The 25,379-nt window shown below is 41.9% G+C and carries 25 protein-coding genes; 17 read left to right on the top strand and 8 right to left on the bottom strand.

Going from position 1 to position 25,379, the window contains the following annotated elements; translation table 11 throughout:
* The first annotated feature begins 178 nt into the window (after positions 1-178).
* Positions 179-3,490, top strand: a complete 3,312-nt coding sequence (locus MTO98_RS10985) for a T9SS type A sorting domain-containing protein (RefSeq protein WP_243486696.1) — start codon at positions 179-181, stop codon at positions 3,488-3,490.
* Positions 3,491-3,503: 13 nt separating this feature from the next.
* On the opposite strand, the gene MTO98_RS10980 is transcribed toward MTO98_RS10985, so the two are convergent.
* Together MTO98_RS10980 and MTO98_RS10975 are read right to left on the bottom strand one after the other, a co-directional pair.
* On the bottom strand, positions 3,504-4,265 hold the full coding sequence (locus MTO98_RS10980; RefSeq protein WP_243486695.1) for a C40 family peptidase: 762 nt from the start codon (positions 4,263-4,265) through the stop codon (positions 3,504-3,506).
* Between the two features lie 254 nt (positions 4,266-4,519).
* Entirely contained in the window at positions 4,520-4,873 is a 354-nt protein-coding gene (locus MTO98_RS10975; protein ID WP_121229730.1) for a 4Fe-4S dicluster domain-containing protein, read from the bottom strand.
* A 101-nt stretch (positions 4,874-4,974) separates the two neighbouring features.
* On the opposite strand from MTO98_RS10975, the gene MTO98_RS10970 reads away from it, so the two are divergent.
* The 5 genes from MTO98_RS10970 (at position 4,975) to dnaJ (ending at position 9,210) form a co-directional block, all read left to right on the top strand.
* Positions 4,975-6,000, top strand: a complete 1,026-nt coding sequence (locus MTO98_RS10970; protein ID WP_243486694.1) for an acyl-CoA reductase — start codon at positions 4,975-4,977, stop codon at positions 5,998-6,000.
* 123 nt (positions 6,001-6,123) lie between these two features.
* On the top strand, positions 6,124-6,327 hold the full coding sequence (locus MTO98_RS10965) for a fructose-6-phosphate aldolase (RefSeq protein ID WP_121229732.1): 204 nt from the start codon (positions 6,124-6,126) through the stop codon (positions 6,325-6,327).
* 5 nt (positions 6,328-6,332) lie between these two features.
* A complete protein-coding gene (locus MTO98_RS10960) occupies positions 6,333-7,013 on the top strand; it encodes a cell division ATP-binding protein FtsE (RefSeq protein ID WP_121229733.1) in 681 nt (226 codons plus the stop codon).
* A gap of 266 nt (positions 7,014-7,279) precedes the next feature.
* The gene (locus MTO98_RS10955) at positions 7,280-7,885 is read left to right on the top strand and encodes a nucleotide exchange factor GrpE (protein ID WP_243486693.1); all 606 of its coding nucleotides are present in this window, start codon (positions 7,280-7,282) and stop codon (positions 7,883-7,885) included.
* Positions 7,886-8,043: 158 nt separating this feature from the next.
* The gene (gene dnaJ / locus MTO98_RS10950; protein WP_243486692.1) at positions 8,044-9,210 is read left to right on the top strand and encodes a molecular chaperone DnaJ; all 1,167 of its coding nucleotides are present in this window, start codon (positions 8,044-8,046) and stop codon (positions 9,208-9,210) included.
* Positions 9,211-9,448: 238 nt separating this feature from the next.
* Here the strand turns inward: dnaJ and pyrF are convergent, their stop codons facing one another.
* Positions 9,449-10,279 carry an orotidine-5'-phosphate decarboxylase gene (pyrF, locus tag MTO98_RS10945; protein ID WP_243487923.1) on the bottom strand — a complete coding sequence of 277 codons (831 nt, stop codon included), beginning with the start codon at positions 10,277-10,279 and terminating at the stop codon, positions 9,449-9,451.
* 367 nt (positions 10,280-10,646) lie between these two features.
* Here pyrF and rho point away from each other — a divergent pair, with 367 nt between their 5' ends.
* From rho to purS, 3 genes are all read left to right on the top strand, one after another.
* Positions 10,647-12,281 carry a transcription termination factor Rho gene (gene rho, locus MTO98_RS10940; RefSeq protein ID WP_243486691.1) on the top strand — a complete coding sequence of 545 codons (1,635 nt, stop codon included), beginning with the start codon at positions 10,647-10,649 and terminating at the stop codon, positions 12,279-12,281.
* Between the two features lie 89 nt (positions 12,282-12,370).
* Positions 12,371-13,093, top strand: coding sequence for a CDP-diacylglycerol--serine O-phosphatidyltransferase (gene pssA, locus MTO98_RS10935; RefSeq protein ID WP_243486690.1), 723 nt, complete (start codon positions 12,371-12,373; stop codon positions 13,091-13,093).
* Positions 13,074-13,328, top strand: a complete 255-nt coding sequence (gene purS, locus MTO98_RS10930) for a phosphoribosylformylglycinamidine synthase subunit PurS (RefSeq protein ID WP_243486689.1) — start codon at positions 13,074-13,076, stop codon at positions 13,326-13,328. Before pssA ends, purS begins: the two co-directional genes overlap by 20 nt.
* 194 nt (positions 13,329-13,522) lie before the next feature.
* On the opposite strand, the gene MTO98_RS10925 is transcribed toward purS, so the two are convergent.
* Complete coding sequence (locus MTO98_RS10925; RefSeq protein ID WP_243486688.1) at positions 13,523-13,900, bottom strand: Hpt domain-containing protein; 378 nt, start codon at positions 13,898-13,900, stop codon at positions 13,523-13,525.
* Positions 13,901-13,916: 16 nt separating this feature from the next.
* Positions 13,917-14,405, bottom strand: coding sequence for a 2-amino-4-hydroxy-6-hydroxymethyldihydropteridine diphosphokinase (gene folK, locus MTO98_RS10920; protein ID WP_243486687.1), 489 nt, complete (start codon positions 14,403-14,405; stop codon positions 13,917-13,919).
* An 87-nt stretch (positions 14,406-14,492) separates the two neighbouring features.
* Here folK and sppA point away from each other — a divergent pair, with 87 nt between their 5' ends.
* Complete coding sequence (gene sppA / locus MTO98_RS10915; RefSeq protein ID WP_243486686.1) at positions 14,493-16,283, top strand: signal peptide peptidase SppA; 1,791 nt, start codon at positions 14,493-14,495, stop codon at positions 16,281-16,283.
* A 191-nt stretch (positions 16,284-16,474) separates the two neighbouring features.
* Here the strand turns inward: sppA and MTO98_RS10910 are convergent, their stop codons facing one another.
* A complete protein-coding gene (locus MTO98_RS10910) occupies positions 16,475-17,224 on the bottom strand; it encodes an ankyrin repeat domain-containing protein (protein WP_243486685.1) in 750 nt (249 codons plus the stop codon).
* A 9-nt stretch (positions 17,225-17,233) separates the two neighbouring features.
* Entirely contained in the window at positions 17,234-17,608 is a 375-nt protein-coding gene (locus MTO98_RS10905; protein WP_243486684.1) for a hypothetical protein, read from the bottom strand.
* 135 nt (positions 17,609-17,743) lie between these two features.
* Here MTO98_RS10905 and MTO98_RS10900 point away from each other — a divergent pair, with 135 nt between their 5' ends.
* From MTO98_RS10900 to MTO98_RS10870, 7 genes are all read left to right on the top strand, one after another.
* Positions 17,744-19,420 carry a DNA polymerase/3'-5' exonuclease PolX gene (locus MTO98_RS10900; RefSeq protein WP_243486683.1) on the top strand — a complete coding sequence of 559 codons (1,677 nt, stop codon included), beginning with the start codon at positions 17,744-17,746 and terminating at the stop codon, positions 19,418-19,420.
* Positions 19,421-19,484: 64 nt separating this feature from the next.
* Positions 19,485-20,477 carry a D-glycero-beta-D-manno-heptose-7-phosphate kinase gene (gene rfaE1, locus MTO98_RS10895; protein ID WP_243486682.1) on the top strand — a complete coding sequence of 331 codons (993 nt, stop codon included), beginning with the start codon at positions 19,485-19,487 and terminating at the stop codon, positions 20,475-20,477.
* Positions 20,478-20,566: 89 nt separating this feature from the next.
* Positions 20,567-21,133, top strand: coding sequence for a D-sedoheptulose 7-phosphate isomerase (locus MTO98_RS10890; protein WP_243486681.1), 567 nt, complete (start codon positions 20,567-20,569; stop codon positions 21,131-21,133).
* Positions 21,134-21,216: 83 nt separating this feature from the next.
* Positions 21,217-21,720, top strand: coding sequence for a D-glycero-beta-D-manno-heptose 1-phosphate adenylyltransferase (rfaE2, locus tag MTO98_RS10885; protein ID WP_243486680.1), 504 nt, complete (start codon positions 21,217-21,219; stop codon positions 21,718-21,720).
* Positions 21,692-22,699, top strand: coding sequence for a glycosyltransferase family 9 protein (locus MTO98_RS10880; RefSeq protein ID WP_243486679.1), 1,008 nt, complete (start codon positions 21,692-21,694; stop codon positions 22,697-22,699). Before rfaE2 ends, MTO98_RS10880 begins: the two co-directional genes overlap by 29 nt.
* Positions 22,700-22,831: 132 nt before the next feature.
* Positions 22,832-23,452: a porin family protein gene (locus MTO98_RS10875; protein ID WP_243486678.1), complete on the top strand. Its 621-nt coding sequence runs from the start codon at positions 22,832-22,834 to the stop codon at positions 23,450-23,452.
* 163 nt (positions 23,453-23,615) lie between these two features.
* The gene (locus MTO98_RS10870; protein ID WP_243486677.1) at positions 23,616-24,092 is read left to right on the top strand and encodes a histidine phosphatase family protein; all 477 of its coding nucleotides are present in this window, start codon (positions 23,616-23,618) and stop codon (positions 24,090-24,092) included.
* A gap of 117 nt (positions 24,093-24,209) precedes the next feature.
* Here the strand turns inward: MTO98_RS10870 and dprA are convergent, their stop codons facing one another.
* Complete coding sequence (gene dprA, locus MTO98_RS10865; RefSeq protein ID WP_243486676.1) at positions 24,210-25,307, bottom strand: DNA-processing protein DprA; 1,098 nt, start codon at positions 25,305-25,307, stop codon at positions 24,210-24,212.
* Positions 25,308-25,379: the final 72 nt, after the last annotated feature.

The raw sequence follows: 25,379 nt of genomic DNA, 5'->3' as shown, positions 1-25,379 counted from the left end.
AGTCGACCGCTTTGTTCATTCCTATTTTGTTTATTCATTTTATTCATTCGTTAAAAACAATAACATTTACAGGCGTTTAATCGTAATTATACGTTGATACTGGTCATCTTTAAAAGCTGTTAGTAATCAATAAAATAGCTTTTAAGAATATAAAAAATAGTATCAAAATTGTATATTTATGAAAAATACAATCTTATTGATTTTATTTTTATTTCTTAGTTATGCGGCATCAGCGCAAAATATCTGGAACCCTCCACTCATTGGAGGAACAACAAGCTGGATCAATAACAGCAATTGGAGCTTAGGCCATTTTCCAACGGCAAGTGAAGATGTTGTAATTAACCTCGCTTTATTAAATTCATCTCAACCAATAATTGCAAGCGGAACCGCAGCCGTATGTAAGTCGGTCACCTTTAATGCAACAAGTGGACTCTCACTTACAGTTAACGGAACCCTGACGGTATCAGGTACAGGAACAGGTGCAGGGTTAATCGCCCAAAATCCACCTGTAGTAACGCTGCTTGGTCTTGGTTCTGTTGTTAATACCATTACGGGTACCGGTACTATAACTTGCTCATCGTTGCAGGTTGGCAATACCAGCTTTTTAAGCGTTGGAGCAATTACAGTTAACCAAACATCATTAATATCTACGGTTAATAATTTACAGATATCGGGCGATGTAAGTGTCTACGGAACTACAAGCGCTGTTTTAGGAATAAATCTTCTCCAAATTAATAACTCCGCTTTTTACGTGCGTGGCGGCACAACAACCGTTGGTGGGCAGCTATATACTAATACCTCGGTTTCACCAACAGGTATTTCCCTAACGCTTGGAACCGGTGCTACGGCCAATATATATGTCGATGTGCCTTCCGGCTCAGCACTTAACCCAACTCTTAAGTTAACAAATGCCACACCAATTAAACCGGGCAGCAACGATGGTTCAATTGATTTTTACCATAATACAGGAACAGGGACAGGTATTTGCACTGTAGAATATGCCTATGGGGGTACTACCCCCACCTCGCAAACGGTATACAGTAAAACCACCACGCAACTGGATACGATCCCAACAGTTTGCCAAAACATAAAATTTTCGTCGTCAGCTACAAAATCAATCAACTCCGGCGACCTGACCGTGTATGGCGACTGGACCTCGGTTTTAGGCAAAGTTGACGCTGTAACAAATAACCCTAATGTTATATTCAAAGGCACAACCCAGTCCCTTAAAGACACAGCGTCAGACAGCGGTAACGGCGTTGTTTTTAAAAATGTTTTTGTTCAGAACAGCGGTACCAAAACAATGTCGGGCACCGGTAAATTCTCCGTATCATCATTAGGTATATTAACTATGGGAGGTACAGCAACGCTGGCCACCGGAGGCATACTCACTTTAATTTCTGACGCATCGGGCTCGGCCACTGTAGCAAGCGTTCCGCCGGGTACAGCCATTACCGGCAATGTAAATGCACAGCGCTATATTAACGGGGGTGCAAGCCGCCGTGGGTACAGGTTGCTTACATCGCCGGTAAACAACGGGTCCGGTGCATTTACGCTGGCCTACCTCAAAGCTAATTCATATGTAACGGGCACTACTATGGCGGCTGGCGGCTTTGACCCTTCGCCCAATGCAAATAACCCTACTATATATTTTTTTAGGGAAAATACAGCACGGTCAAATACAAGTTTCACAACCGGCAATTACAGGGGGGTAAACAGCATTATCTCATCACCCTATTCATTTGATAACGAATCCGGAACTTTTACTTTATACGCGGGCAACGGATTCCTCTTTTTTTTCAGGGGCGACAGATCAACAACCATAGCCCAGGCAACAGTAGTAGCGCACGTGCCCGAAAATACCACCTTTACCGGTACAGGATCTTTAAACCAGGGAAATATCACATTTAAACACTGGTATAACGGGTCAAGCTCATTATTATATACCAATACAATCGGCAGCAGGGTACAAGGCTATAATCTTGTAGGTAACCCTTACGCAAGTACTATTAATTTTGAAAAACTTAATCGTAAAGGAGTATCCGGCGGAAATGCCGATCCGTCTTCGTCCATTTATATTTCGGGTCAAAAAGCGCAGATCTACACTGCTGTGGCCGCCAACGTGCCGCCTGTCTTGTCTATGTGGGTTTACAATCCAACAAACAAACAATATGAAAGTTACCAGCAAAATGCCAGTCAAATAACTTCAGCTGCGGATACCACAACAAGAATTAATCCGGGTATTCAAAGCATTAGCAACGGGGCAGCCAGTAATATGATAGCCAGTGGACAGGGCTTTTTTATCAGGGCTACGGGAACCGGTCAAAGCCTGATTTTCAGGGAATCGGCTAAAACAAATACCCAACCCCCGGTATCAACAACGCTGCTTAAGGTGCTTAGCGCCCCCCAGGGAAATTTGCCATTAGCAATGGCAAGCAGCAAACAAAGCAGTTTTGCTGCTGCAGAACCTCAAAACAATCAATTTACAGGGCCGGGGCCACTGATGCGATTGCAGCTGATTAAAGATTCATTAAACCAGGATGGTGTAGCAATAGTACTTGTTAAAGATGTTTCGCCTGCTTTTGATAAAGATAAAGATACCGAAGACCTGGGTGGCAGCGGTGCCCTTGAAAGCCTTTCAGTATTATCGAGCGATAGCGTGCAGGTTTCGATCAATCGCCGTCCCCTGCCGGGCAAAACCGACGAAACCATCCGCCTGTTTGCTGATGCAACAGCAACCGGCCCATACCAATTAAAACTAACCGACTTAAATAACCTTCCTGATTTGTACGAGGTTTGGCTAAAGGACAATTTTTCAAAAGACTCGGTGAATATCAAGGCTCATCCTGAATACGATTTTACTATAGATAAAAGCAACAGTGCTACTTTTGGCCCGGACAGACTTCAACTGGTATTGCGTCAAAATCAGGCCCTCATGGTGCATTTACTTAGTTTTGACGCTAAGAAAATAAACAGCAGCGCCCAAATTAGCTGGCTTGCAGAAAATGAAGCCAACTACACAACCTATATTGTTGAGCGGAGTACAGACAATGGTAAAACATTCAACCCAATAGGCACACTTTATTCAAGCGGGGCAAAAAACTATTCGCTCAATGACCAAACACCCGCACAGGGCTTAAACCAATACCGTTTAAAACAGGTTGACTTAAATGGCGATTTCATCTATTCAAAAATTGCTCCCGTAATGTTTACCAACAAACCAGAAAACACCATAAGCAGCGTTATGAACCTGTATCCCAACCCTGCTATCGATGTAATTCACACCGAAATGAAAATCGGTGATGGAAATACCTTTAAGTACAAAATAAATATCACCAACAGCGAAGGTAAGGTAATGGCCACAGCTACATCATCGCAACCCAACTGGCAAAACAATGTAGCCTCATTTGTACCGGGCACTTACATTATGCAGGTTGTTAGCAGTAAAGACAATACAGTTATAGGATATAAAAAATTCATCAAACAGTAGGCCCAGCGGCAAACTAAAAAAAACGCCTGATACCGCATAAGTTATGGGTATGCTTTTTTTGCTCCAGCGAGTATATCCCATCCTCATTGATGGTATCAATTTTTACTTTGCCCGATGCATGGATAATGTGTTCATTATTGAGCATAATACCCACATGCGTTACCCGGCCTTCGGTATTATCAAAAAAAGCCAGGTCGCCCAGTCTGGCATCTTTTATCGACTCAACTTTATTACCTTCTTTTACCTGCATACTGGCATCACGTTTAAGCTTAAGGCCTTTAAGTTTATACACTATCTGGGTAAAGCCAGAGCAATCAATGCCAAAATGTGTGCGGCCTCCCCACAAATAGGGCGAGTTAAGAAACGATTTTGCGGTAGCAGCAATATCCTCGGGCTCGCCAACTTTTCCAATTATTTCAAACCGCTCGTTACCAACACGGCATGAAGTACCTTCTAAAAAAGCAAGCGAGCTGCCAGCAGGTAAATAAACAACGCTGTTATCGCTTATCTTCCAGGCTTGTGTAACCGCATGATAAGTAAGCTTTGGTGGATGGTTCCTGATATTTTTATAAGCTATATGACCAAGCATTGCAAATTGCAGCCTGCCTATCCAGCCCACATATCCGTCACTTTCGGCAATTATCTTAACCCAGTTGTTTTGCCACTCGGTAATTTCAAATGCTTCGCCAAATAATAATTGCGACACCTGTTCGCTCCGTTCGTTAGGCTCGGCCCTAACAGGGATCACGGACAGGTTACAAATCCCGTACTCCATAGTTTCTGTAAATGTCAAATAAACAAAAATTCTGCGCGCATTTTAAAACAAATACACGGTTAGCATTTTAATATGATGTTACTTTTATAATTGGTATCGGTAGCCCAGGGGGTAAAAACTATACGATAATACAAATATTTTTAGAATTTTCAATCAAACCTGAGCAGCCTAACAATTCATAAAATTTAATTTACTACTAAACAAAAAAGGGACATGCATAGCATATCCCTTACAATATCATTGAAAAATAAATCTTATTCGTTCATGTGCAGCCAATCTTTTTTGGCAAGCAGTTCTTCTTCGCTTTCGCGGATATCTTCATCATCAACACAACAATCAACCGGGCAAACTGCTGCACACTGAGGCTCATCATGAAAACCAACACATTCGGTACACTTATCGGGTACTATATAATATATATCGTCAGATAAGGCAGCTTGTGTTTCTTCAGCATTCAGGGTATTGCCATCGCCAAAATCAATTACCCCTTTAAGGCCCGTCCCGTCGCTAAAACGCCAGGCCGCTCCTGCATCATAAATAGCATTATTAGGGCATTCCGGTTCGCAGGCCCCGCAGTTTATGCATTCGTCGGTGATTTTAATCGCCATATTTCTAAATATCTAATAATCTCAATTAACTTTGCCTGCAAATTGCAAGCGCACAAATATAACAAAAAAAGGCTTTAAGGGTTTAATCCCCTAACATATATATGTCAAAAATTAATCCAAAAAACTCAATAAATTCATTTTCGGAACTGGGCAGGCAACTTCTATCTCCAGATACTGCATTAAACGCCCTTATTGAAAACGAACAATATCATAACGCCTGGTTTACACCGGCAAGCGTTTCGGAAGCCGTAACGGCCATAGGTAATATGCTCAACGAAGTTGACCTAAGCACCTGGCTTTCAAAATATGACTTTGAAACAGATAAGCCCGCCAAAAACGTAGGGCTGATCCTGGCCGGCAATATCCCGCTGGTTGGTTTTCATGACGTACTCTGTGTTATAGCATCGGGTAATAAAGCGCTAATCAAGGCATCATCGCAGGATGCCCGGCTCATCAAAGCGGTACTCGAAAAACTGGTAGTTATTGATCCTGCTTTTGCAGATACTTTCAGCTTTGTTGACAGGTTGCAAGGCTTTGATGCCATTATTGCCACCGGCAGCAACAACAGCTCGCGCTATTTTGATTATTACTTTGGCAAGGTGCCCAATATCATCCGCAAAAACCGTAACAGCATTGCTGTTTTAAGTGGCAAGGAAACCGCCGACGATCTTTTTAACCTGGGCCATGATATTTTAGATTATTATGGCCTTGGCTGCCGTAATGTATCCAAAATACTGGTGCCTGAGGGTTATGATTTCACTTTCTTTTTTGAATCGATAGAAGATCATAAAGCAATCATCAACCATCATAAATACAATAACAATTACGATTATAACAAATCCATATACCTGGTTAACAGTGATAAGCATTTAGACAACGGCTTTTTAATGGTTAAAGAAGATGACAGGCTGACATCTCCGCTGTCAGCATTATTCTTTAACTACTACCATGACATGGCAGAAGCCGAAAACATGATCAGCCAGAATGCCGAAAACATCCAGTGTATAGTGAGTACCCTGCCCTTGCATGTAAAAAACCAGGTAGTAGGTTTTGGCCAAAGCCAGCAACCTAAATTATGGGATTATGCCGATGGTGTGGATACGATGGAATTTTTGTCAAGTCTTTAAATAAATAATACCTTTGGGAAGGAAGGTGAAAGGACAAAGGCAAAAGGTTAAAAGTGAAAGGTTCCTACCTTTTACCTTTCGCCTTTGTCCTTTAACCTTAAAAGCAGCTTTAACCTTAAAAACATGTATATCATAAAAGTTAAAGGCGTTGCCAAAATACCCGATTATGTACAGCTGCGCGATGATAAGTTTACGCTGCTGGCTTATTTCAGGGTTGACAGGCCGGAAAAATCGCTGGATAAGGTGGGATTAGGTGATAAGGCCGAGCACATCATGAATATTATCAAAGACCTTCCTTTTGGGCAGATCTTAAAATTAGAGCTATAAAAACGATGATTGGAAATTCTATAATAAAACTAAACAACGTTGATATTTTTCAACAGGCGCACCTGGTACTTTCAAACGTAAATTTACATGTTGACAAAGGCGATTTTGTTTGGTTGATAGGCCAGACAGGATCAGGCAAAAGCAGCCTGCTGAAAGTAATTTATGGCGATTTAGGAATTAAAGCCGGCACCGGCCATGCCTGCGGCTATGAGCTGAGCAAGCTTCCCAGCCGCGAAATTCCATATCTGCGCCGTAAACTGGGTATAGTTTTTCAGGATTTTCAGTTACTTACCGATCGTACTATTGAACAAAACCTGAATTTTGTGATGCGGGCCACCGGTTGGAACGACAAAAAGCTAATAGCCGATAAAGCTCTTGATGTGCTTGAAAAAGTTGGTTTGCGTTCAAAATTAAAGAAAATGCCGCATGAGCTTTCGGGCGGCGAACAACAGCGTGTGGTTATTGCCCGCGCCCTGCTTAATGATCCCGAAATAATCCTGGCCGATGAACCAACAGGTAACCTCGACCCTGAAACATCCGAAGAGATCGTATTACTGCTAAAACAGATCAGTCAATCGGGCACAGCCGTACTGGTAGCAACCCACGATTATCACATTATCCGCGCCTTCCCCTCACGCATTATTAAATGCGAAAATGGTAAGGTTTTGGAAGATGTAGAGATATGACCACTGATTGTTAATGATTACGTTGATTTCGCTGAGTTTTTATTTTAATGATTTATTGATTGATGTTTTGACTTTGCCAGCAGATCTAAGCCGGTTAACAAAATCGTAACACGCATCAAAAGCAATCAATGCAATCATCGTAATCAAAAAACCAGCGGTGACAAATCAGCGGTGCATTATGTCACCATTTCTTAAAATTGCTTCATGCCACTGACAGCTTGACCGCTTTGCAGCTATGGCAGGATACTTGATTGGCACTACTCGCTATGAAATTTAACGATATGTTGAAGAAAAAGAAGAAAGAAAATACGGATAATACTGAAAATATAAACGAAGTGAATAACGAGCAATTACAAAACGAAGGACAGGAACAAGCCCAGGAAACTGAAGCTACAGAAACCCAACAGGAAACTGCTGCCCCAACAGCCGAAGAAAAGCTGAAAGACGAACTGGCACAGGCTAATGACAAGTACTTGCGTTTATATGCCGAATTTGATAACTTTAGAAGGCGTACCATTAAAGAACGCGAGGAAGCCCGCAAAACCGAAGGTAAAGACGTGATTGTGGCTTTATTACCTGTACTCGACGATTTTGAACGCGCACAGCGTGCAATGGATAAGGCTACCGAAGTAGCACCTGTTAAAGAGGGCGTTACTTTGATCCAAAACAAGCTAAAAAACATATTGGGCCAGAAAGGCCTGAAAGAAATGACATCGATAGGCAACGCCTTTGATGCCGACCTGCATGAAGCTATTACCAATATTCCGGCACCTACCGATGACCTTAAAGGCAAGGTAATGGACGAAATGGAAAAAGGCTATACCCTGAATGACAAAGTGATCCGCTTTGCCAAAGTGGTAGTTGGAGCGTAAATTAATTAGTGAATTATTGAATTAGCGAATTAGTGATTGATGCTTGTTTGCCGAATTCAGTTCTTCTTTTAATGCTTTACTAAATAAATAAAATATCAGAATACGGGTTGGTAATTTTTAAATCACTAACTCACTAATTCAATAATTCGACATTAAACATGGCTAAGAGAGATTATTACGATGTGCTTGGAGTTGCTAAAGGAGCAAGTGCTGATGACATAAAAAAGGCATATCGTAAAATGGCTATTAAATATCACCCTGATAAAAACCAGGGCGATAAGGAAGCAGAAGAAAAATTCAAGGAAGCTGCCGAAGCTTACGAAGTACTGAGTACTCCCGAAAAACGTCAGCGGTATGACCAGTTTGGTCACGCGGCCAACGCATCGTCGGCAAATGGCGGCGGTTACGGTGGTGGTGGCGGCATGAATATGGACGACATATTCAGCCAGTTTGGCGATATTTTTGGCGGTGGCAGTCCGTTTGAAGGTTTCTTTGGTGGTGGCCGTCAAGGCGGCGGTGGCGGCAGGCGTGTGGCACGCGGCAGTAACCTGCGCATTAAAGTGCGTTTAACCCTTGAAGAAATTGCCAACGGTGCCGAAAAGAAAATCAAGGTTAACAAACAGATCATCTGTAAAACCTGCGATGGCAGCGGCGCAAAGGACAAATCATCGTTCCAAACCTGTAAAACCTGCGGAGGCTCCGGAGCTGTGCGCAGGGTAACCAATACTATTTTGGGCCAGATGCAAACTACCAGCACCTGCCCTACCTGTAACGGCGAAGGTTCAACCATACTGTCAAAATGTACTGTTTGTCATGGTGATGGCGTTGTTCGTGGTGAAGAATTAATTACTATCCAGGTACCTGCGGGTGTTAGTGAAGGTATGCAACTGAGCATGAGCGGCAAAGGTAACGCAGCCCCACGCGGTGGTGTTCCCGGCGATCTGATCATCCTGATTGAGGAAGTACCTCACGAAACATTAAAACGTGACGGCAACAACGTGATCTACGACTTACACGTAAACTTTGTTGATGCTACTTTAGGTACATCTGTTGAAGTACCAACCATTGACGGCAAAGCCAAGATAAAAATTGATCCCGGAACACAAGGAGGCAAGATCCTGCGCCTGAAAGGTAAAGGTCTACCGGAAGTAAATTCATACCACCGCGGCGACCAGTTGGTTCACATCAATATCTGGACACCAAAAGCATTGAGCCGTGAAGAGCGCGAGATCCTGGAGAAACTGCAAAGCTCCCCTAACTTTAAACCTAATCCAGGCAAAAACGAGAAAAGTTTCTTTGAACGAATGAAAGAATATTTTGAGTAGTCTTTGAGCTGAAAGGATAAAAGCAGAAGCTAAAAGGTATATGTAAAGCCCGGAGTTTATGACTTCGGGCTTTTTTTGCTCTCTCTAAGCAAGTTCAAGCGCCCGCGCTTGAATGACTTTTAATGTAAGCGTCCACGCTTACTACACATTAATAATCGTTTTCGTAAGCGTGGACGCTTACCTTTCGGATAGTTCAAGCGTGGACGCTTGAACTTGCATCCGCTTGCATTAACTTGTGTTATATCACCCCGGCTTTTTCCAGCTCCACCTGCATCTGCTGTTGCAAGCTAAGCGCTTCTGCACGGGCGGCATCAGCAAAATCATCACCATTACTGGCATATAATATAGAGCGGGAAGAGTTTACAATAAGGCCGCAATCTTTGGTCATACCGTATTTGCAAACTTCTTCAAGGCTCCCACCCTGTGCCCCCACTCCGGGTACCAGTAAGAAATTATCGGGTGCGTATGCACGGATATTGGTAAATTCGGTGCTTTTGGTTGCGCCTACTACATACATGATCCTATCGGCACCAGCCCAGGTATTGGCTTTTTTTATTACATTTTCATACAAATAGCCATCGCCGGTTTGCAGGTATTGAAAATCCTTACTCCCAACCGATGAGGTTAGGGCTAAAATGATAACCCATTTGCCATCATAAGCCAGGTAAGGTGTAACGCTGTCGTTACCCATATAAGGTGTAATGGTAATGGCATCAAAACTCATTCCGCCCGATTGCTCGTCGAAAAATGCCCTGGCATATTTATCAGAAGTATTGCCGATATCACCTCGTTTGGCATCAATGATACTTAGGCAATCTTTTGGCAAATATTTATAAGTATCAATTAAACTTTGCAATCCTTTTATGCCATAAGCTTCGTAAAAAGCCGCATTAGGCTTATAAGCAATGCAGAGGTCCTGCGTTGCATCAATGATACGTTTATTAAATTCAAGTATAGGATCGGGATATGATCTTAAAAATTCAGGGATCTTGTTGATATCGGGATCAAGCCCAACACATAAAAACGATTTCTTTTTTTTGATCTGTTCAATTAATTCCTGGCGGGACATCATCAGCTGCTGAATAATATTTTAATTGTCAAAAAAACTAAAAATTTGGCTTATGTGTTATGATATAAGTGATATTTATTTAATTAATTTGAATTTAAAGAATAATTGTTTACACTTGCATCGTTTTCCATTGAATTTTTCTTGCACTAAAGAAACAATTTAAATCACCACGCTTTTTATTATCACTTTTATATAATACTTGCATGGGTTTGGATGTTTACTAAAAACAAGGTTTCAAGATCAATTTCTTTCAATTATAGCCTCATATGTTTTTGCATGTGGTTAAAGCTTTAATACTTGCATAGAAATTTTTGCCGTTTGAAAACAACTTACAATTAAAAAATCCCATTGAACTATAATTCATATCATGTCTGATAAAATTGAATTGAACGACAAACTCGTTTCAGAGTTGCGCGAAATTGCCAGAAATTTAGGTATTGCTGAGGCCGACGAACTACGTAAAGCTCAGCTTGTTGCCCGCATCGTTGAACAACAGCAACTTATTGAAGCCGCCAGGGCCCAGCAAAATCTTGTTGAATCAAACTATACCCCTACTCCCGCTCCGGGCGAAGAAGCTGCCGAAACAGCAGAAAAACCGCGCAAAAGGACACGTGTTATAAAAACTAAAGAACTGGCAAAACCACGTGTTGAAGTACCTTTGGATGATACTAATCTTTTTGATTCGCAAGAGGATGAGCCCGTACAGGAAGAACCTGAAACTGAGGCTCCTGCTGTAACTGCAGAAACAGAAGCTCCGCAAGCAGGCGAAGCGGTAACCCGTACTGAAGAAGTTGTACCGGAGGCCCGCCCTCAAAAATTTGAGCGCAGGGTTAACAGTAATAACCAAAATCAGCAAAAAGCACAAGAGCCGCCAATCAATCTCGACTTTGATAATGTAATTGTAAATGAAGGGGTGTTAGAAATCATGCCTGATGGTTATGGCTTCCTTCGTTCATCTGACTATAACTACCTTACATCTCCTGATGATATTTACGTATCACAATCACAAATAAAATTATTTGGCCTTAAAACAGGCGACACTGTAAGAGGAAGTATCCGTCCGCCAAAAGAAGGTGAAAAATACTTCCCGTTAGTACGTGTGGAAGCAATAAACGGCAGGATCCCCGCCGAAGTGCGTGACCGCGTTCCCTTTGATCACTTAACACCGCTGTTCCCTTCTGAGAAACTGAGCCTGTTTACTGATCCTAACAACTATTCAACCCGCATCATGGACCTGTTTTCGCCTATTGGTAAAGGTCAGCGTGGTTTGATCGTGGCACAGCCAAAAACAGGTAAAACCATGTTATTGAAGGATGTAGCTAATGCAATAGCCAAAAATCATCCCGAAGTATACCTTATTATATTACTGATTGACGAGCGTCCGGAAGAGGTTACCGATATGGCCCGCAGCGTACGTGCCGAAGTTGTTTCATCAACCTTTGATGAGCCAGCCGAGCGTCACGTAAAAATTGCCAACATTGTGCTTGAAAAAGCAAAACGTATGGTTGAGTGCGGTCATGACGTAGTGATCCTGTTGGATTCTATCACCCGTTTAGCCCGTGCTTATAATACTGTTGCCCCGGCATCAGGTAAAATATTATCAGGTGGTGTTGATGCTAACGCGCTGCACAAACCTAAACGCTTTTTTGGTGCCGCCCGTAACATTGAGGATGGCGGTTCACTAACCATCATCGCTACTGCCCTTACTGAAACCGGCTCAAAAATGGATGAAGTTATTTTTGAAGAGTTTAAAGGTACCGGTAATATGGAGCTGCAGCTTGATCGTAAATTGTCAAACAAACGGATCTTCCCTGCTATCGATATCACCGCTTCAAGTACCCGCCGCGACGACTTATTGCTTGACCGTGAAACACTTCAGCGCATCTGGATCCTTCGTAACCACCTTGCCGACATGAATTCGCAGGAATCAATGGAGTTTTTACAGGCTCAAATAAGAGGAACAAAAACTAACGAAGAATTTCTGATTTCAATGAATTCGTAATATTTTAGCGATAATGAAGTTATAAGTAAGTAGAATATTATTTGTAACTTCATTATTACTTAATAATTTCCTGATAACTTCATGGCGAAATGAAGAGACGCGTAAAAAAACACCTTCCTAATGCTATTACCTGTGCCAACCTGTTTAGCGGTTGTATAGGGATTGTTTTCGCCTTTCAGGGTAACTTAATAGTGGCTGCTTATGCCATTTTCCTTAGCTCGATATTTGACTTTTTCGACGGACTTGCATCAAGAGTTTTAAATTCATACTCGTTTATAGGTAAAGATCTTGATTCATTGGCCGATATGGTAAGCTTTGGCGTATTGCCTTCTGTTATCATGTACGAACTGTTTTTACAGGCCCCGCAAATAAACGGAGTAAGCCAATTGTTAAACTTTGTGGCGTTCTTACTACCTGTATTTTCGGCATTAAGGCTGGCCAAGTTTAATAACGATACTAGGCAGTCTGATAGTTTTATAGGTCTGCCTACCCCGGCAAACGCTATACTGATAGCATCATTACCTTTAATAGTGCAACAGTACGATGCATTGGCACATTACATTTTAAACCCGTATTTTCTTACAGTTTTGGTGTTGATAATGTGTACGCTGCTGGTGTCAGAAATACCTTTAATGTCGCTTAAATTCAAAAACCGCGACTTTAATAAAAACATTTTCCGTTATTTACTACTCTTGTTTTCGGCAATACTTATACTATTTTTTAAATTTGTGGCCGTTCCGGTGGTTATATTTATTTATATCACCTTATCTCTCATTCAAACGAAACTTACAAATGACAAAGTTCCAGGCTGAAATAGAAGTAATGCCCAAAAAAGAAATACTTGACCCACAGGGAAAAGCTGTAACCGGTAGCATGAAAAATCTTGGCTTAGCCGAAATCCATAACGTGCGCATTGGCAAACACATTACGCTTGAAATAGAAGCCGAAAATGCTGAAACCGCCAGCGCTAAAGTTGACCAGGCCTGCAAAAGCCTGCTGGCTAACCTGATCATGGAAAGCTATACTTTTAAAATAGCTGAAGTTTAGGTTAAAGGCGAAAGGTAAAAGCTGAAAGGCTTTTTTATTTGCGTAAACAACTAAAACTTTATAAAATACAAAAGGCAAAAGGGAAACCTTTTGCCTTTATTTTTTATATCTAAACGGCGAAACCTTTCACCTTTCACCTTTCACCTTTCACCTTTCACCTTTCACCTTTCACCTTTCACCTTTCACCTTTCACCTTAAAGATTCGCTTCCTTCTCGGCCTTAATTTCCTTTAAAGTGATCAGGTTTGCCGATACCATGCTGTTTACCTGGTTAAATTTTTCAAATATCTCTGCCGGGTTTTCACCGCCTGCTTTGCAAGCCAGTTCAACCTCCTGTATGGTAGCCTGGCTTATGGGCATACCAAAAAAGCCAAGGTTAGGCTTTAATTTATGGGCAGCCTGTGCGGCTAATGCCCAATCCTGATTATTTAGTGCGTTACTAATAGTATTCAATAATTCGGGCGATTGCTCAAGGAACATCCCTATCGAATCGACAATAAAATCGTCGCTCCCATCAGCAATCTCGTATAAAAAAGAAAGATCAAGATCCTGATCCGGTGAAATATCTGCCATTATAAAAGCTTTGTGTTTATTCAAAAATATGCTTTTTTACGATTAAGTTATCCTTTAGTTCATCCTTTAACTGCAAAATATTTTTTTTAAATACCGGATGAATAAGATCGGGCGCTATCTCGGCCAAAGGGATTAACGTAAAACTGCGTTTATGCAATTCAGGATGGGGCACTACGAGGTTAAACTCATGGATCACCGCATCGCCATAAAACAAAATATCAATATCAATAATCCGCGATCCCCATTTAACATCGCGCTTACGTCCCATTTGCAGTTCGATACCTAATATTTTTTCCAAAACATTCTGCGCCGGTAAGTCAGTTTGTATCATCAGCACCTGGTTTAAATAGTCGGGCTCATCGGTTTTACCCCATGATTGGGTTTCGTAAACAGATGATACCAATTTAACAGGGGCAACTTGAACAGCAATAGATTCAATTGCCTGTTGCAGAAACAATTCGCGCGTACCGAGGTTACTCCCAAGTAATAAAAAAACATCAATCATGTTGTAACAAATATAATGGAAACCGCTCTTAGCATTATACGGCACCTTATTACTAAGTTTGCATAGTTAAAAAGATTTATAACATTAATGAAACAATTCTTCAAATTCGTTCTGGCCACTATTATAGGGGTAATTATTTCGGGTGTAATAATAGGTGTTATAGGAGCCGGTATTATTGTCGGCCTCATCTCATCCGCCGGCAGCGATAAAACAGTAGATGTTAGTCCCAACTCTATTTTATACATGTCGCTTAAAAATCAGATAGTTGAACGCACCCCCAACAATCCCCTCGCCGATCTGGACTTTTTAGGATTCAGTGAAAATAAATCAATAGGGCTAAATGATATCCTGGCCGATATTAAAAAAGCCAAAACCGACGATAACATAAAAGGCATATACCTTGATGAAAGTTATATGACCGCCGGCCAGGCCACCACCGAAGAGATCCGCAACGCGCTTATTGATTTTAAAAAATCAGGCAAATTTATAATAGCCTATGCCGAGGTTTACACCCAGGGCTTTTACTATCTGGCATCCGTTGCCGATAAAGTTTATATCAACCCCAAAGGTATTTTTGAGTTTCATGGCTTTAGCTCGCAAACCACTTTCCTGAAAGGCGCTTTAGATAAATTGGGTGTTGAAGCACAGATCATTAAGGTTGGCACCTACAAAAGTGCAGTTGAGCCTTTATTTCTTACCAAAATGAGCGACGCCAATAAACTTCAGGTAACTTCATACCTGGGCTCATTGTACGATCATTTTTTAAGCGGTATCAGTAAAAGCCGCGGCGTTAGTAAAGATTCGTTATTTACCTATGCCGATAACATGCGTATTCAATTTCCGGAAGATGCGTATAAATTAAAACTGGTTGATGGCTTAAAATATAAAGATGAGATCCTTGACGATCTGAAAAGACGTACCGGCACCGATTTGAAAGATGACCTAAAAAGCGTTGATCTTAAAGATTACGCTAAAAATAAAGGCGATGACCCGGACGATAAAAATGAAGATTCATCATCAAAAAACCGCATTGCCATTGTTTATGCATCTGGCGATATCAACGGCGGTGAAAGTGATGATAACAACATCGGTTCAGAAACCATCTCCAAAGCATTGCGTAAAGCACGTTTGGATGATAAAGTTAAAGCCGTGGTATTACGTGTAAATTCGCCGGGGGGCAGTTCATTAGCTTCAGATGTGATTTGGCGTGAAGTAAAACTCATCCACGAAAAGAAGCCGATCATTGTTTCAATGGGTGATTACGCGGCATCAGGCGGTTATTACATTTCATGTGCTGCCGATTCTATCATTGCCCAGCCCAATACCATTACAGGTTCTATCGGTATTTTTGCGGTACTACCTAACATGCAGAAATTGTTTAACGATAAATTGGGAGTAACGTTTGATGGTGTTAAAACCGGCAAATACGCCGACTTGGGCGATATTAGCCGTCCGTTGAGCCCGGAAGAACACCTGATACTACAAAACAGTGTAAACCATGGCTATGATGAATTTACCAAAGCAGTAGCCGACGGTCGTGGTAAAACTCAGGCTTACATTAATAGCATTGGTCAGGGCCGCGTGTGGACTGGAGAACAAGCCCTAAAAATAGGCCTGGTTGACCGCCTTGGAAATATAAATGATGCCATTGCTTCAGCTGCTAAAAAAGCTAAGATCAAGAACTATAACATTGTAAACTATCCCGAGCAAAAAAGTATTTTCAGTAAAATGGGCAGCGGTTTAAGCGCCGAAGTACAAACCCGCATGGTGAAAAACGAGCTTGGCGAAAACTATAGGGTTTACCAACAAATAAAAGGCATCACCCAAATGATGCGTACCCCACAAGCCCGCCTTCCTTACGACCTTGTGATCAAATAAAATTTCATTAATACACTAATTTTGATTGTGAAAAGCTGCCCGGGATTGGGTGGCTTTTTTTATTGAATAAGAGACCGTCATTGCGAGGTACGAAGCAATCCCCGATTGGCAGATCCGCCTTGTATAGTTCGCGATTGCTTCGTACATCGCAATGACGGTTACTATGTAGACACCTTTAAAATATTATGTCTCTACCCCCTCTTCAAATAAGCATTCGGCACATTCTTCGGTACATAATCAATTCCATAAGCATGTTTTATAAGCAGGCTTACCACATCCATAATCGTTTGTTCTTTACGGTGAAACTGTGGTAACAACCCCATCATAGCGTAGCTTATCGGGTTTACGGCAGGAATAAACGTTTCCCATTCGTATCCCCTGCCCCAAATTAATCCATTAACGGTTATATACAGATCGGCCCCGTTTTGTAATAGAAAATGAAGCATATCAACGGAGCTGTTTCCGTTTTGATTAACTGTATGAAAAATAGGCGTATGCCCTCCGAAACCATCCTCATCATAAGCGGCCCTGGCATTTACATCGGCACCCTGCTCCAAAAGTAATTTGGCACAGGCAAGGCTGTTATACTCGGCACAAAAATGCATCAGCGTACTGCCTGTTAAGGGAGTATAAGTATTGTTATATAGGGAATATGTTTTATTGACAACTGCAGCATCTGCGTTTATTTCTTGCTTTAACATCTTTTCATCGTGAGCTAAAACGGCCAGCAGTGCTTTATCTTCGTATTCGAGCCCCGCATCGATAAACGCCTGTACACAATCTTTAAACCGAGGACCGCGAGCATACATTTCAACCATCATGGTAAAAACAGGTATCCCGTCATGAACTTCGTTCGGGCTGCCGCCATTTTTGAAATACGCTTTGATCTCATCAACAGCATGAATTTCGGCAGCGTAAAGGATGTCAGTGTAATTTGGCATGGCTTTAAATCATTTCGATTCTATTTTTATTTCACTAAAATCAATAGCGCCTTCTATATCTATTACAATTTCCTTACTTAAATATGCAGGGCCATCGCTTAAATAGCCAACTGCATAATATTTGCTGTGTTCTTTTATTATTTTAAGTATTCCGCCTTTCTGCTTTGAAACAATTGCAGGAAGGGGATCATTCATTCTTTTACTATTACAAACAAATACAAATGACTTATCCGGTTTCGTGCCGTAAAGCAGTTGTATCTTTTGCATAGGATATATCTTTATGCCTTTATAAACAAGGGTATCATTTTTATAAACGGCGTCTTGTGCCGATGCTACGCCTATCTGCAAAAATGTAAAGCCCAATAAAATGATTACTTTTTTCATGATGTGTGAATAGATGTTTGGTTTATCGAATATACTAATACTTTAAATCTCATTAAAAGCATCTTATAAAAACAAACCAACCGCATAAGCTGTCATTACAATGGCTTTTTGTATTTTTACCGCCTCATTGTATTTATGGAAAATAAACCCATAGCCCGTACGCTTCGTTTACTGTCGCAACTCATGGAACTCCATGAGGTTAATCCGTTCAAGATCAAATCGGTAGCTAATGCAGCTTTTAAAGTTGACAAGCTCCCCTTCCCTATCGCCGGTAAAAAACTGGACGAACTGGAGAAGATTGATGGCATAGGTAAAAGCATAGCCGGCAAAGTGGCCGAACTGCTTGAAACCGGTACCATGACCGAACTACAGGAAATGCTGGATAAAACCCCCGCCGGTGTGGTTGAAATGATGGGTATTAAAGGCATCGGTCCTAAAAAGGTGGCCATTATCTGGAAAGAACTGGGCATTGAAAATACCGGTGAGCTTTTTTATGCCTGCAATGAAAACCGGCTGATCGAAGCCAAAGGTTTCGGACTTAAAACGCAGGAAGAAATCCGTAAGGCTATCGAGTTCAGGATGGCGAGCAATGGTAAATTCCTTTTTGCCCAGGTTGAAAAGGAAGCCAATGAGCTGATGGATGAGGTAAAAGCCATTTTCCCTGATGCCCTGAAACATTTTGCCGGCGAATTCAGGCGTTTGAATGAGATCATTACCGAAATTGTGATTGTGGTGGGTAGTATTAACCAGGATGTGGCCTACAATGCAATGGCTAACTCTAAAATACTCTGCAACGTAAGTAAAAATAAAAACCATATCCAGGGCGAGCTTCAAAATGGTTTGCTGGTAGATATTGTTTGCGTTGATAAAGCCGATTATTACAGAGAGTTATTTGTCAACACTGGTACAGAAGAGCATGTGCAGGCCGTTTTTGATAGAATTAATACACCTGTTGAACAACCTGAAAGTGAAGAACTCATCTACACCAAAGCCGGTTTAGCCTGGATGCAGCCCGAACTGCGCGAGGGTACTTTATTTATTGAAAAAGCCGAGAAGAATGAGTTGCCAACCCTGATCAACTGGCACGATCTGAAAGGTACATTACACAACCACAGCACCTGGAGCGATGGTGTAAACAGCATTGAGGAAATGGCACTATACTGCCGTGATACCCTGAAACTGGAATACCTGGGCATGTGTGATCACAGCAAGAGCGCGTTTTATGCTAAAGGCTTAAGCATAGAACGGGTGTTACAACAACATGAAGAAATTGACTCCCTGAATAAAAAGCTCGAAGGCTTCCATATTTTTAAAGGTATAGAATCTGATATTTTGTACGATGGCGCACTTGATTACCCTGATGAAATTCTACAGAAATTTGATTTCATTGTAGCCTCTGTGCACTCTATCCTCAAAATGGATGAAGAAAAGGCCACTTCAAGGCTCATCACTGCCATTGAAAACCCTTATACAACTATATTGGGGCACCCTACCGGCAGGCTTTTGCTAAGCCGCAGCGGTTATCCTATTAACTATAAAAAAGTAATAGATGCCTGCGCAGCCAACAATGTAGTTATTGAGATCAATGCCAACCCATTACGGCTCGACCTCGACTGGCGCTGGCACCAATATGCTTTGGATAAAGGAGTAATGCTTTCCATAAACCCCGATGCCCACCGCATTGAAGGTTTTACAGATATGCACTACGGCATCCTTGCAGCCCGTAAAGGCGGCTTATATAAAGAAATGTGCATGAATGCCATGTCGCTGGCCGAAATTACAAAGGTGTTTGCAGCTAAAAGAGACCAGTGATTAGAGATTGGAGATTAGGGTAGGCTCTGCTCCTAACCCAATGAACAAATGAACTATTGAACTAATGAACCACTTAAAAGATAAAGTACAATCCATACAGGCAGCAGCTCACAAACCGGCAATACTGGTTATCGGCGACCTGATGGTTGACCACTATATATGGGGTAGCGCTACCCGCCTTTCGCCCGAGGCACCTGTGCCTATTGTAAATGTAAAAAACGAAACCACTACATTGGGTGGTGCCGGTAACGTGGTTCAAAACCTGGTATCGTTAGGGGCAAAAGTTATTGTTGCCGGTGTTATTGGTAACGACCAGGCGGCAGGCGAACTAATTAAGATCCTGGCCGACGAGGGCGTTGAAACAGATACCATTATTAAAGATAACAACCGCCCTACCACAGTTAAAACCCGTGTTGTTGTAGGCAGTCACCAACTAGTGCGGGTTGACCGCGAAGTTACCGACGAGGTATCAGAAGCTATTGCCAACGAGCTTATCAACAAGTTAAACAGCCATATCGATGGTGCAGATATGGTACTTTTGTCTGATTATAACAAAGGCCTGTTTTCACCGTTTTTAACGCAGGGCATTATAAAAGCGGCAAATGCAAAAGGAAAAAAGGTAATTATCGACCCTAAAGGACTTAATTACGAAAAGTACAAGGGTGCTTTTATCATCAAACCCAATCGTAAGGAATTGTCGGAAGCTGCTAAAACAGAGAAGATCAATTCGATAGAAAGCCTGCAACAGGCCGGCAAAGTTATTTTTGAACAAACAGGTACACAATATATAGTAGTTACCCTGTCTGAAGAAGGCATGGTAATACTGAGCGAACAGGATTATCAAAGCTTACCCGTAAAGGCTACCGAAGTTTTTGATGTAACCGGTGCCGGCGATACTGTGCTGGCTACTATGGCCTACTTTATGGCGGGCGGTCTAAGTATTGAGGATTCATGCGAACTGGCCAACCACGCCGCTGCCATAGTGATCCGCCGCGTGGGCAGTGCAACAACTACTTTAGACGAGATAGTTGAAGATATATTAAAAGGCGAAAGGTAAGTCTGCAGGTTAAAGGCGAAAGGTAAAAGGTTAAAGGCGAAAGGTCAAAAAATGACTCAATGACTTAATGCCCCAATGATGTAAAACTAATGAACCAAAAAATATTAAACGAACTTAAAGATCACCAGGATACCCTGCAAAAGGTAATTGATACGCTTGGCGGCGATATTGAAACAGCCTGTGAAATGATCACTTCAACCATAAAAAACGGCAACAAGGTATTGCTGGCAGGAAACGGCGGTAGTGCTGCTGATGCCCAGCATATTGCAGCCGAACTTACCGGGCGCTACGTAAAAGACCGTCAGCCTTTACCGGGCATCGCCTTAACGGTTGATACTTCGGCCCTTACATCTATTGCTAATGACTATGGCTACGAGCACGTATTTTCGCGTCAGCTGGAAGCATTTGCCAGACCGGGCGATCTGTTCATCGGCATTTCGACAAGCGGCAACAGTCCGGGAATCTTGGCAGCCTTCGAGTCGGCTAAAAAGCTAAAAGTTAAAACATTAGGCCTTTCAGGCAGGGATGGTGGCAAGATGAACGGGCTTTGCGAACTGAACATCATTGTGCCATCAAACATCACCGCACGCATCCAGGAAATGCATATCCTTATCGGGCATATCCTGTGTACAGCAGTTGATGATCTTTTTGACTAACAATTACACCGTAGAGACGCATCACATGCGTCTTTTCTAATGATACAGACACGCATGTGATGCGTTTCCACAGAAAAAAATAAATGAGAACAGGCTTCGAAAAAACGCTTCTTGGTAAAATAACTGATCTGTCATCGTTGCAGGCACAGATCAAAAACTGGCAGGCCGAAGGTAAAAAGGTTGTGTTCACTAACGGTGTTTTTGACCTGTTACATATCGGGCATCTCACCTACCTGGCCAAAGCAGCCGAACTTGGCGACAAACTGGTAATTGGCCTTAACGCTGATAGCTCGGTAAGCCGGATCAAAGGGCCAACCCGCCCCGTGAATGATCAAAACAGCCGTGCCGCATTGCTGGCAGCACTGTTTTTTGTAGATGCCATTGTTGTTTTTGAAGAAGATACGCCGCTCAACCTGATCAGCTCCCTCCTTCCGGATATCCTTGTAAAAGGTGCCGATTATGCGATTGAAAACATTATAGGCGCTAAAGAGGTGATAGCCAACGGCGGTGAAGTTAAAACCATTAATTTTGTTGAAGGATATTCATCTACCTCGATAATTGAAAAAATCAGGAACCAGATTTCCTGAACTTGATAACCGCATGAAGATACTGGTGATCCGCTTTAGCTCAATGGGTGATATAATTTATACCACACCTGTTGTACGCTGCCTCAAAAAGCAGGTGCCCGATGCCGAAGTTCATTTTTTAACTAAACCGGCCTTCAAATATATTTACGATAATAACCCATACGTTGATAAACTGCTGTTGCTAAAACCTTCTTTAACAGATACCATCAGCGAGATTAAGGCCGAAAAGTACGATCAGATCATCGATCTTCATAATAACCTACGCACAAGCATTATCAAGCTGCGCACCGGCATTAAGGCATCAACCTACAAAAAGCAACCTATCCTGAAATGGTTAAGTTTAAAGCTAAAACGTAACCTGGTAAGTAAGGAGCATTTGGTTGACAGGTATTTAAAAGCAGTTAAGTTTTTAGACGTTGTTAATGACGATAACCCGATTGACTATTATATCAAAGCCGAGCACGATATAACCAAATTGCTCCCCGCCAGTCACCAAAATGGCTATGTTGCTTTTGTAATAGGCGCTACTCATTTTACCAAGCGGATGCCTAACTACAAGATTATCAGCATTTGTAAACAACTTAATTTACCTGTTTTGCTATTAGGCGGCAATGATGTAAAGGCCAATGGCGACGAAATAACTGCGGCAGTTGGCATTTCGGTTTATAATGCCTGCGGAGTAACATCGCTTGATGAGTCAGTTTTCCTGGTATCAAAAGCACAAAGTCTCATCGGTTTTGATACCGGCCTTACCCACATCGCCGAAGCATTCAATATACCGATAGCCTCGGTTTGGGGCGGCACAACGCCCGACTTGCTGGGTGTTTGGCCTTACAAAGTAAAAGAAACGCTGATTGCCGGTATTGAATTATCCTGCCGTCCCTGCTCAAAATTCGGGCTTGAAAAATGTCCGCTTGGCCACTTTAAGTGTATGAACGATATGCCAGAGGCAGATATCGTAAATTTTTCCAACCGCTAATCGCTGTCATAAAACATTGCGTAAGTAATACTTACAAGCTCACAACTGTTAATATTCTACAAAAAACACCAGATACCTTTTATAGTAAGTGTATTTGTATAACTTTGTAGCTTAACTTAAAATCCTTACACGATGAAAAAAACCTTACTAAGCCTGTGCCTTTTAATGGCATCTTTCGCAGCATTTGCTCAATTACCAACTGTTGGTTTTAAAGGAGGCGTAAACTTCGCTACTTTACATGCAACAGTCGATGGATTTAGTGGTTCCGGCAATTCCGGCAGCCTAACCTCATTCAATGTAGGCGCTTTTGTCGATTTTAAATTTGGCAACGTATCACTACAGCCGGCTTTAAATTTTACCGGTAAAGGTGGTTCGTCAAGCGTTTCTATTGATGATGAAGCCAGTGCATCCGGCAAAGTAAAACTTTACTATTTGCAGGTACCCGTAAATGTTGTTTACCATGTACCTGCAGTTGTTGGTGATTTTTACTTTGGTGCCGGCCCATACCTTGGCATGGGTGTTTCCGGTAAATCAAAAGATGACAACGGAAATTCAGAAAGCATTAAATTTGGCAGCGGCCAGGATGAGATCAAAAGAACCGACGCTGGTTTAGATGCTATTGTTGGCTTCAAATTCAAAACCGGTTTCCTTATAAATGCTAACTACGATTGGGGTTTAACCAATATCACCAACGTTGATGGTATTAAACTAACAAACCGTGTTCTCGGTATTTCAGTAGGTTACGCATTTTAATTAACCAAACAAAGAAATAAGAGGTCTTTAGATCCTCTTTAAAAAAAGGAGAAGCTGTTGCTTCTCCTTTTTTATTTAGTATTATTGAAACCTATTAAAAAAGTTTCACGTTATATTTACAACGCCTTAATATTATAAACCGATCGCTAACCCGCTTAAAATCATGAAAAAGTTATTACTAATTCGCCACGCAAAAGCTACCCATGAAAGTGGCTACATTGATTTTGACCGTCCTCTAAAACAATCGGGTATGCAGGATTCGGTTTTAATGGCGACCCTTTTAAAAGGACAATTACAAATTCCCGAAATTATAATAACCAGTCCGGCACTCAGAACTAAGACTACGGCCGAGATCTTTGCCAATCACTTTAAGCTACCGGCTCCCGGCGAGGATAAAAGAGTTTACGAAGCCAGCGAAAACACCTGGGTTAAAGTAATTAATGATCTTCCAAACGAGTATGATTTTATAGCCGTGGTGGGCCACAATCCGGGTATCAGCCAGATTTTGTATTACCTAACCAGTCAGTTAAAGGAAATGCCAACCTGTGCGGTGGCCGTTATTTCTTTTGAAAATGATACCTGGCAATCCATTAGTGAAGAAGATGGAAAACTGGTGCATTTTGATTCACCGAAAGGGTAGTTTTAAGTCAAAAGTGTTAAGTCTGTAGTTCTAAGTCGAAGATTTAAAACTGAGCTTATAATCTTGAATTATTGACTTTCAACTTAAGACTACGTGCTAAAGACTACAGACTAAGAATCAATTCACCCGATACGTTTTCCCCGGCAATGAACTGATATAACCCTGCATTTCCATATTGAGCAGGTTCATAGCCAGCTGGCTCATAGGCATATTAGCCCTCAATGTGAGATCGTCAATGGCAACCGGTGTGCTGTTTTGCCGCAAGATCTCCATGATCAGCCGCTCATCGTCCGACAGATCAAACGGCAATATAAACTGCTCAACAGGTTTACTTATATCCTTCTTTTCCCAACCTAAACTGAAAGCCAGATCGGCAGGGCAGGTAAGCAGGCTTGCTTTATTATTACGGATCAGGAAGTTACATCCTTCAGAAAATTCATCGCCCAGCCTACCCGGAAAAGCAAACACATCCCGGTTATAGGAATTGGCTATTTCGGCTGTGATGAGCGCCCCTCCCTTAATGCTGGCTTCAATCACCACCGTTGCATCGGCAATACCAGCAACTATGCGGTTGCGCTGCGGAAAATTTTCCCTGTCGGGATTGGTACCGGAAGGATACTCAGATAGCAGGCCACCATTTTGAAGCATTTTATCGGCAGTAGCACGGTTTTGAGCCGGATAAAGCCTATCAAGCCCATGACCAAGCACCCCAATAGTTGGCAGGTTTATTTTTATACACTCTTTATGAGCAGCAACATCAATACCGTGCGCCAGGCCACTTACTATTAATACATTATACTGTTGTAATTCTTCTACTAATTGATGACATAATTGCTTGCCATAATCGGTAGCATTACGCGTGCCTACTATACTAATTATGTGGGGTGGATTAAGATCCATTTTCCCCTTTGCATAAAGCAGTACGGGCGAATCATGGCAATTTTTTAGGCGTTTAGGGTAACGGGCATCTGTATAAAAAACAACATCTATCCCATTGTCTTCTATAAACTTCAATTCTTTTTCTGCCTGCCTTAAAGCATTTTCAAAATCCCATTTTACAGCGCGCTTCTCTCCTATTCCCGGTATCCTTATCATTTTTTCGGGAGATGCCTTAAATACGTCTTCTTCATTACCAAGGTATGCAATAAGGGATTTAGCCGCCACCGGGCCGAGGTTTTTAACAAAAGATAGGGCTACTTTATGAAGTAATGACATTGGGTTTAGATATGCAGATTATAGATTACAGCCCTGCAAATTATAAATATTCGGCCGATTTTCAAGCGGTAT

This window comes from Mucilaginibacter sp. SMC90 (assembly GCF_022811725.1).
Classification (GTDB): Bacteria; Bacteroidota; Bacteroidia; order Sphingobacteriales; family Sphingobacteriaceae; genus Mucilaginibacter.
The sequence above is the reverse complement of the archived record's forward strand: the minus strand, read 5'-3'. Positions and strand labels throughout refer to the sequence as shown.

What these genes read in the sequence shown, in the direction of transcription:
- dprA (WP_243486676.1), bottom strand. Translation starts at nt 25,307, where the DNA reads ATGTCATTACTTCATAAAGTAGCCCTATCTTTTGTTAAAAACCTCGGC.
- MTO98_RS10975 (WP_121229730.1), bottom strand. Translation starts at nt 4,873, where the DNA reads ATGGCGATTAAAATCACCGACGAATGCATAAACTGCGGGGCCTGCGAA.
- MTO98_RS10965 (WP_121229732.1), top strand. Translation starts at nt 6,124, where the DNA reads ATGTATATCATAAAAGTTAAAGGCGTTGCCAAAATACCCGATTATGTA.
- MTO98_RS10875 (WP_243486678.1), top strand. Translation starts at nt 22,832, where the DNA reads ATGAAAAAAACCTTACTAAGCCTGTGCCTTTTAATGGCATCTTTCGCA.
- MTO98_RS10925 (WP_243486688.1), bottom strand. Translation starts at nt 13,900, where the DNA reads ATGGCAGATATTTCACCGGATCAGGATCTTGATCTTTCTTTTTTATAC.
- folK (WP_243486687.1), bottom strand. Translation starts at nt 14,405, where the DNA reads ATGATTGATGTTTTTTTATTACTTGGGAGTAACCTCGGTACGCGCGAA.
- MTO98_RS10905 (WP_243486684.1), bottom strand. Translation starts at nt 17,608, where the DNA reads ATGAAAAAAGTAATCATTTTATTGGGCTTTACATTTTTGCAGATAGGC.
- MTO98_RS10870 (WP_243486677.1), top strand. Translation starts at nt 23,616, where the DNA reads ATGAAAAAGTTATTACTAATTCGCCACGCAAAAGCTACCCATGAAAGT.
- sppA (WP_243486686.1), top strand. Translation starts at nt 14,493, where the DNA reads ATGAAACAATTCTTCAAATTCGTTCTGGCCACTATTATAGGGGTAATT.
- MTO98_RS10890 (WP_243486681.1), top strand. Translation starts at nt 20,567, where the DNA reads ATGAACCAAAAAATATTAAACGAACTTAAAGATCACCAGGATACCCTG.
- MTO98_RS10910 (WP_243486685.1), bottom strand. Translation starts at nt 17,224, where the DNA reads ATGCCAAATTACACTGACATCCTTTACGCTGCCGAAATTCATGCTGTT.
- rho (WP_243486691.1), top strand. Translation starts at nt 10,647, where the DNA reads ATGTCTGATAAAATTGAATTGAACGACAAACTCGTTTCAGAGTTGCGC.
- MTO98_RS10980 (WP_243486695.1), bottom strand. Translation starts at nt 4,265, where the DNA reads ATGGAGTACGGGATTTGTAACCTGTCCGTGATCCCTGTTAGGGCCGAG.
- MTO98_RS10960 (WP_121229733.1), top strand. Translation starts at nt 6,333, where the DNA reads ATGATTGGAAATTCTATAATAAAACTAAACAACGTTGATATTTTTCAA.
- MTO98_RS10900 (WP_243486683.1), top strand. Translation starts at nt 17,744, where the DNA reads ATGGAAAATAAACCCATAGCCCGTACGCTTCGTTTACTGTCGCAACTC.
- MTO98_RS10955 (WP_243486693.1), top strand. Translation starts at nt 7,280, where the DNA reads ATGAAATTTAACGATATGTTGAAGAAAAAGAAGAAAGAAAATACGGAT.
- purS (WP_243486689.1), top strand. Translation starts at nt 13,074, where the DNA reads ATGACAAAGTTCCAGGCTGAAATAGAAGTAATGCCCAAAAAAGAAATA.
- rfaE1 (WP_243486682.1), top strand. Translation starts at nt 19,485, where the DNA reads ATGAACCACTTAAAAGATAAAGTACAATCCATACAGGCAGCAGCTCAC.
- MTO98_RS10985 (WP_243486696.1), top strand. Translation starts at nt 179, where the DNA reads ATGAAAAATACAATCTTATTGATTTTATTTTTATTTCTTAGTTATGCG.
- MTO98_RS10970 (WP_243486694.1), top strand. Translation starts at nt 4,975, where the DNA reads ATGTCAAAAATTAATCCAAAAAACTCAATAAATTCATTTTCGGAACTG.
- rfaE2 (WP_243486680.1), top strand. Translation starts at nt 21,217, where the DNA reads ATGAGAACAGGCTTCGAAAAAACGCTTCTTGGTAAAATAACTGATCTG.
- pyrF (WP_243487923.1), bottom strand. Translation starts at nt 10,279, where the DNA reads ATGTCCCGCCAGGAATTAATTGAACAGATCAAAAAAAAGAAATCGTTT.
- pssA (WP_243486690.1), top strand. Translation starts at nt 12,371, where the DNA reads ATGAAGAGACGCGTAAAAAAACACCTTCCTAATGCTATTACCTGTGCC.
- dnaJ (WP_243486692.1), top strand. Translation starts at nt 8,044, where the DNA reads ATGGCTAAGAGAGATTATTACGATGTGCTTGGAGTTGCTAAAGGAGCA.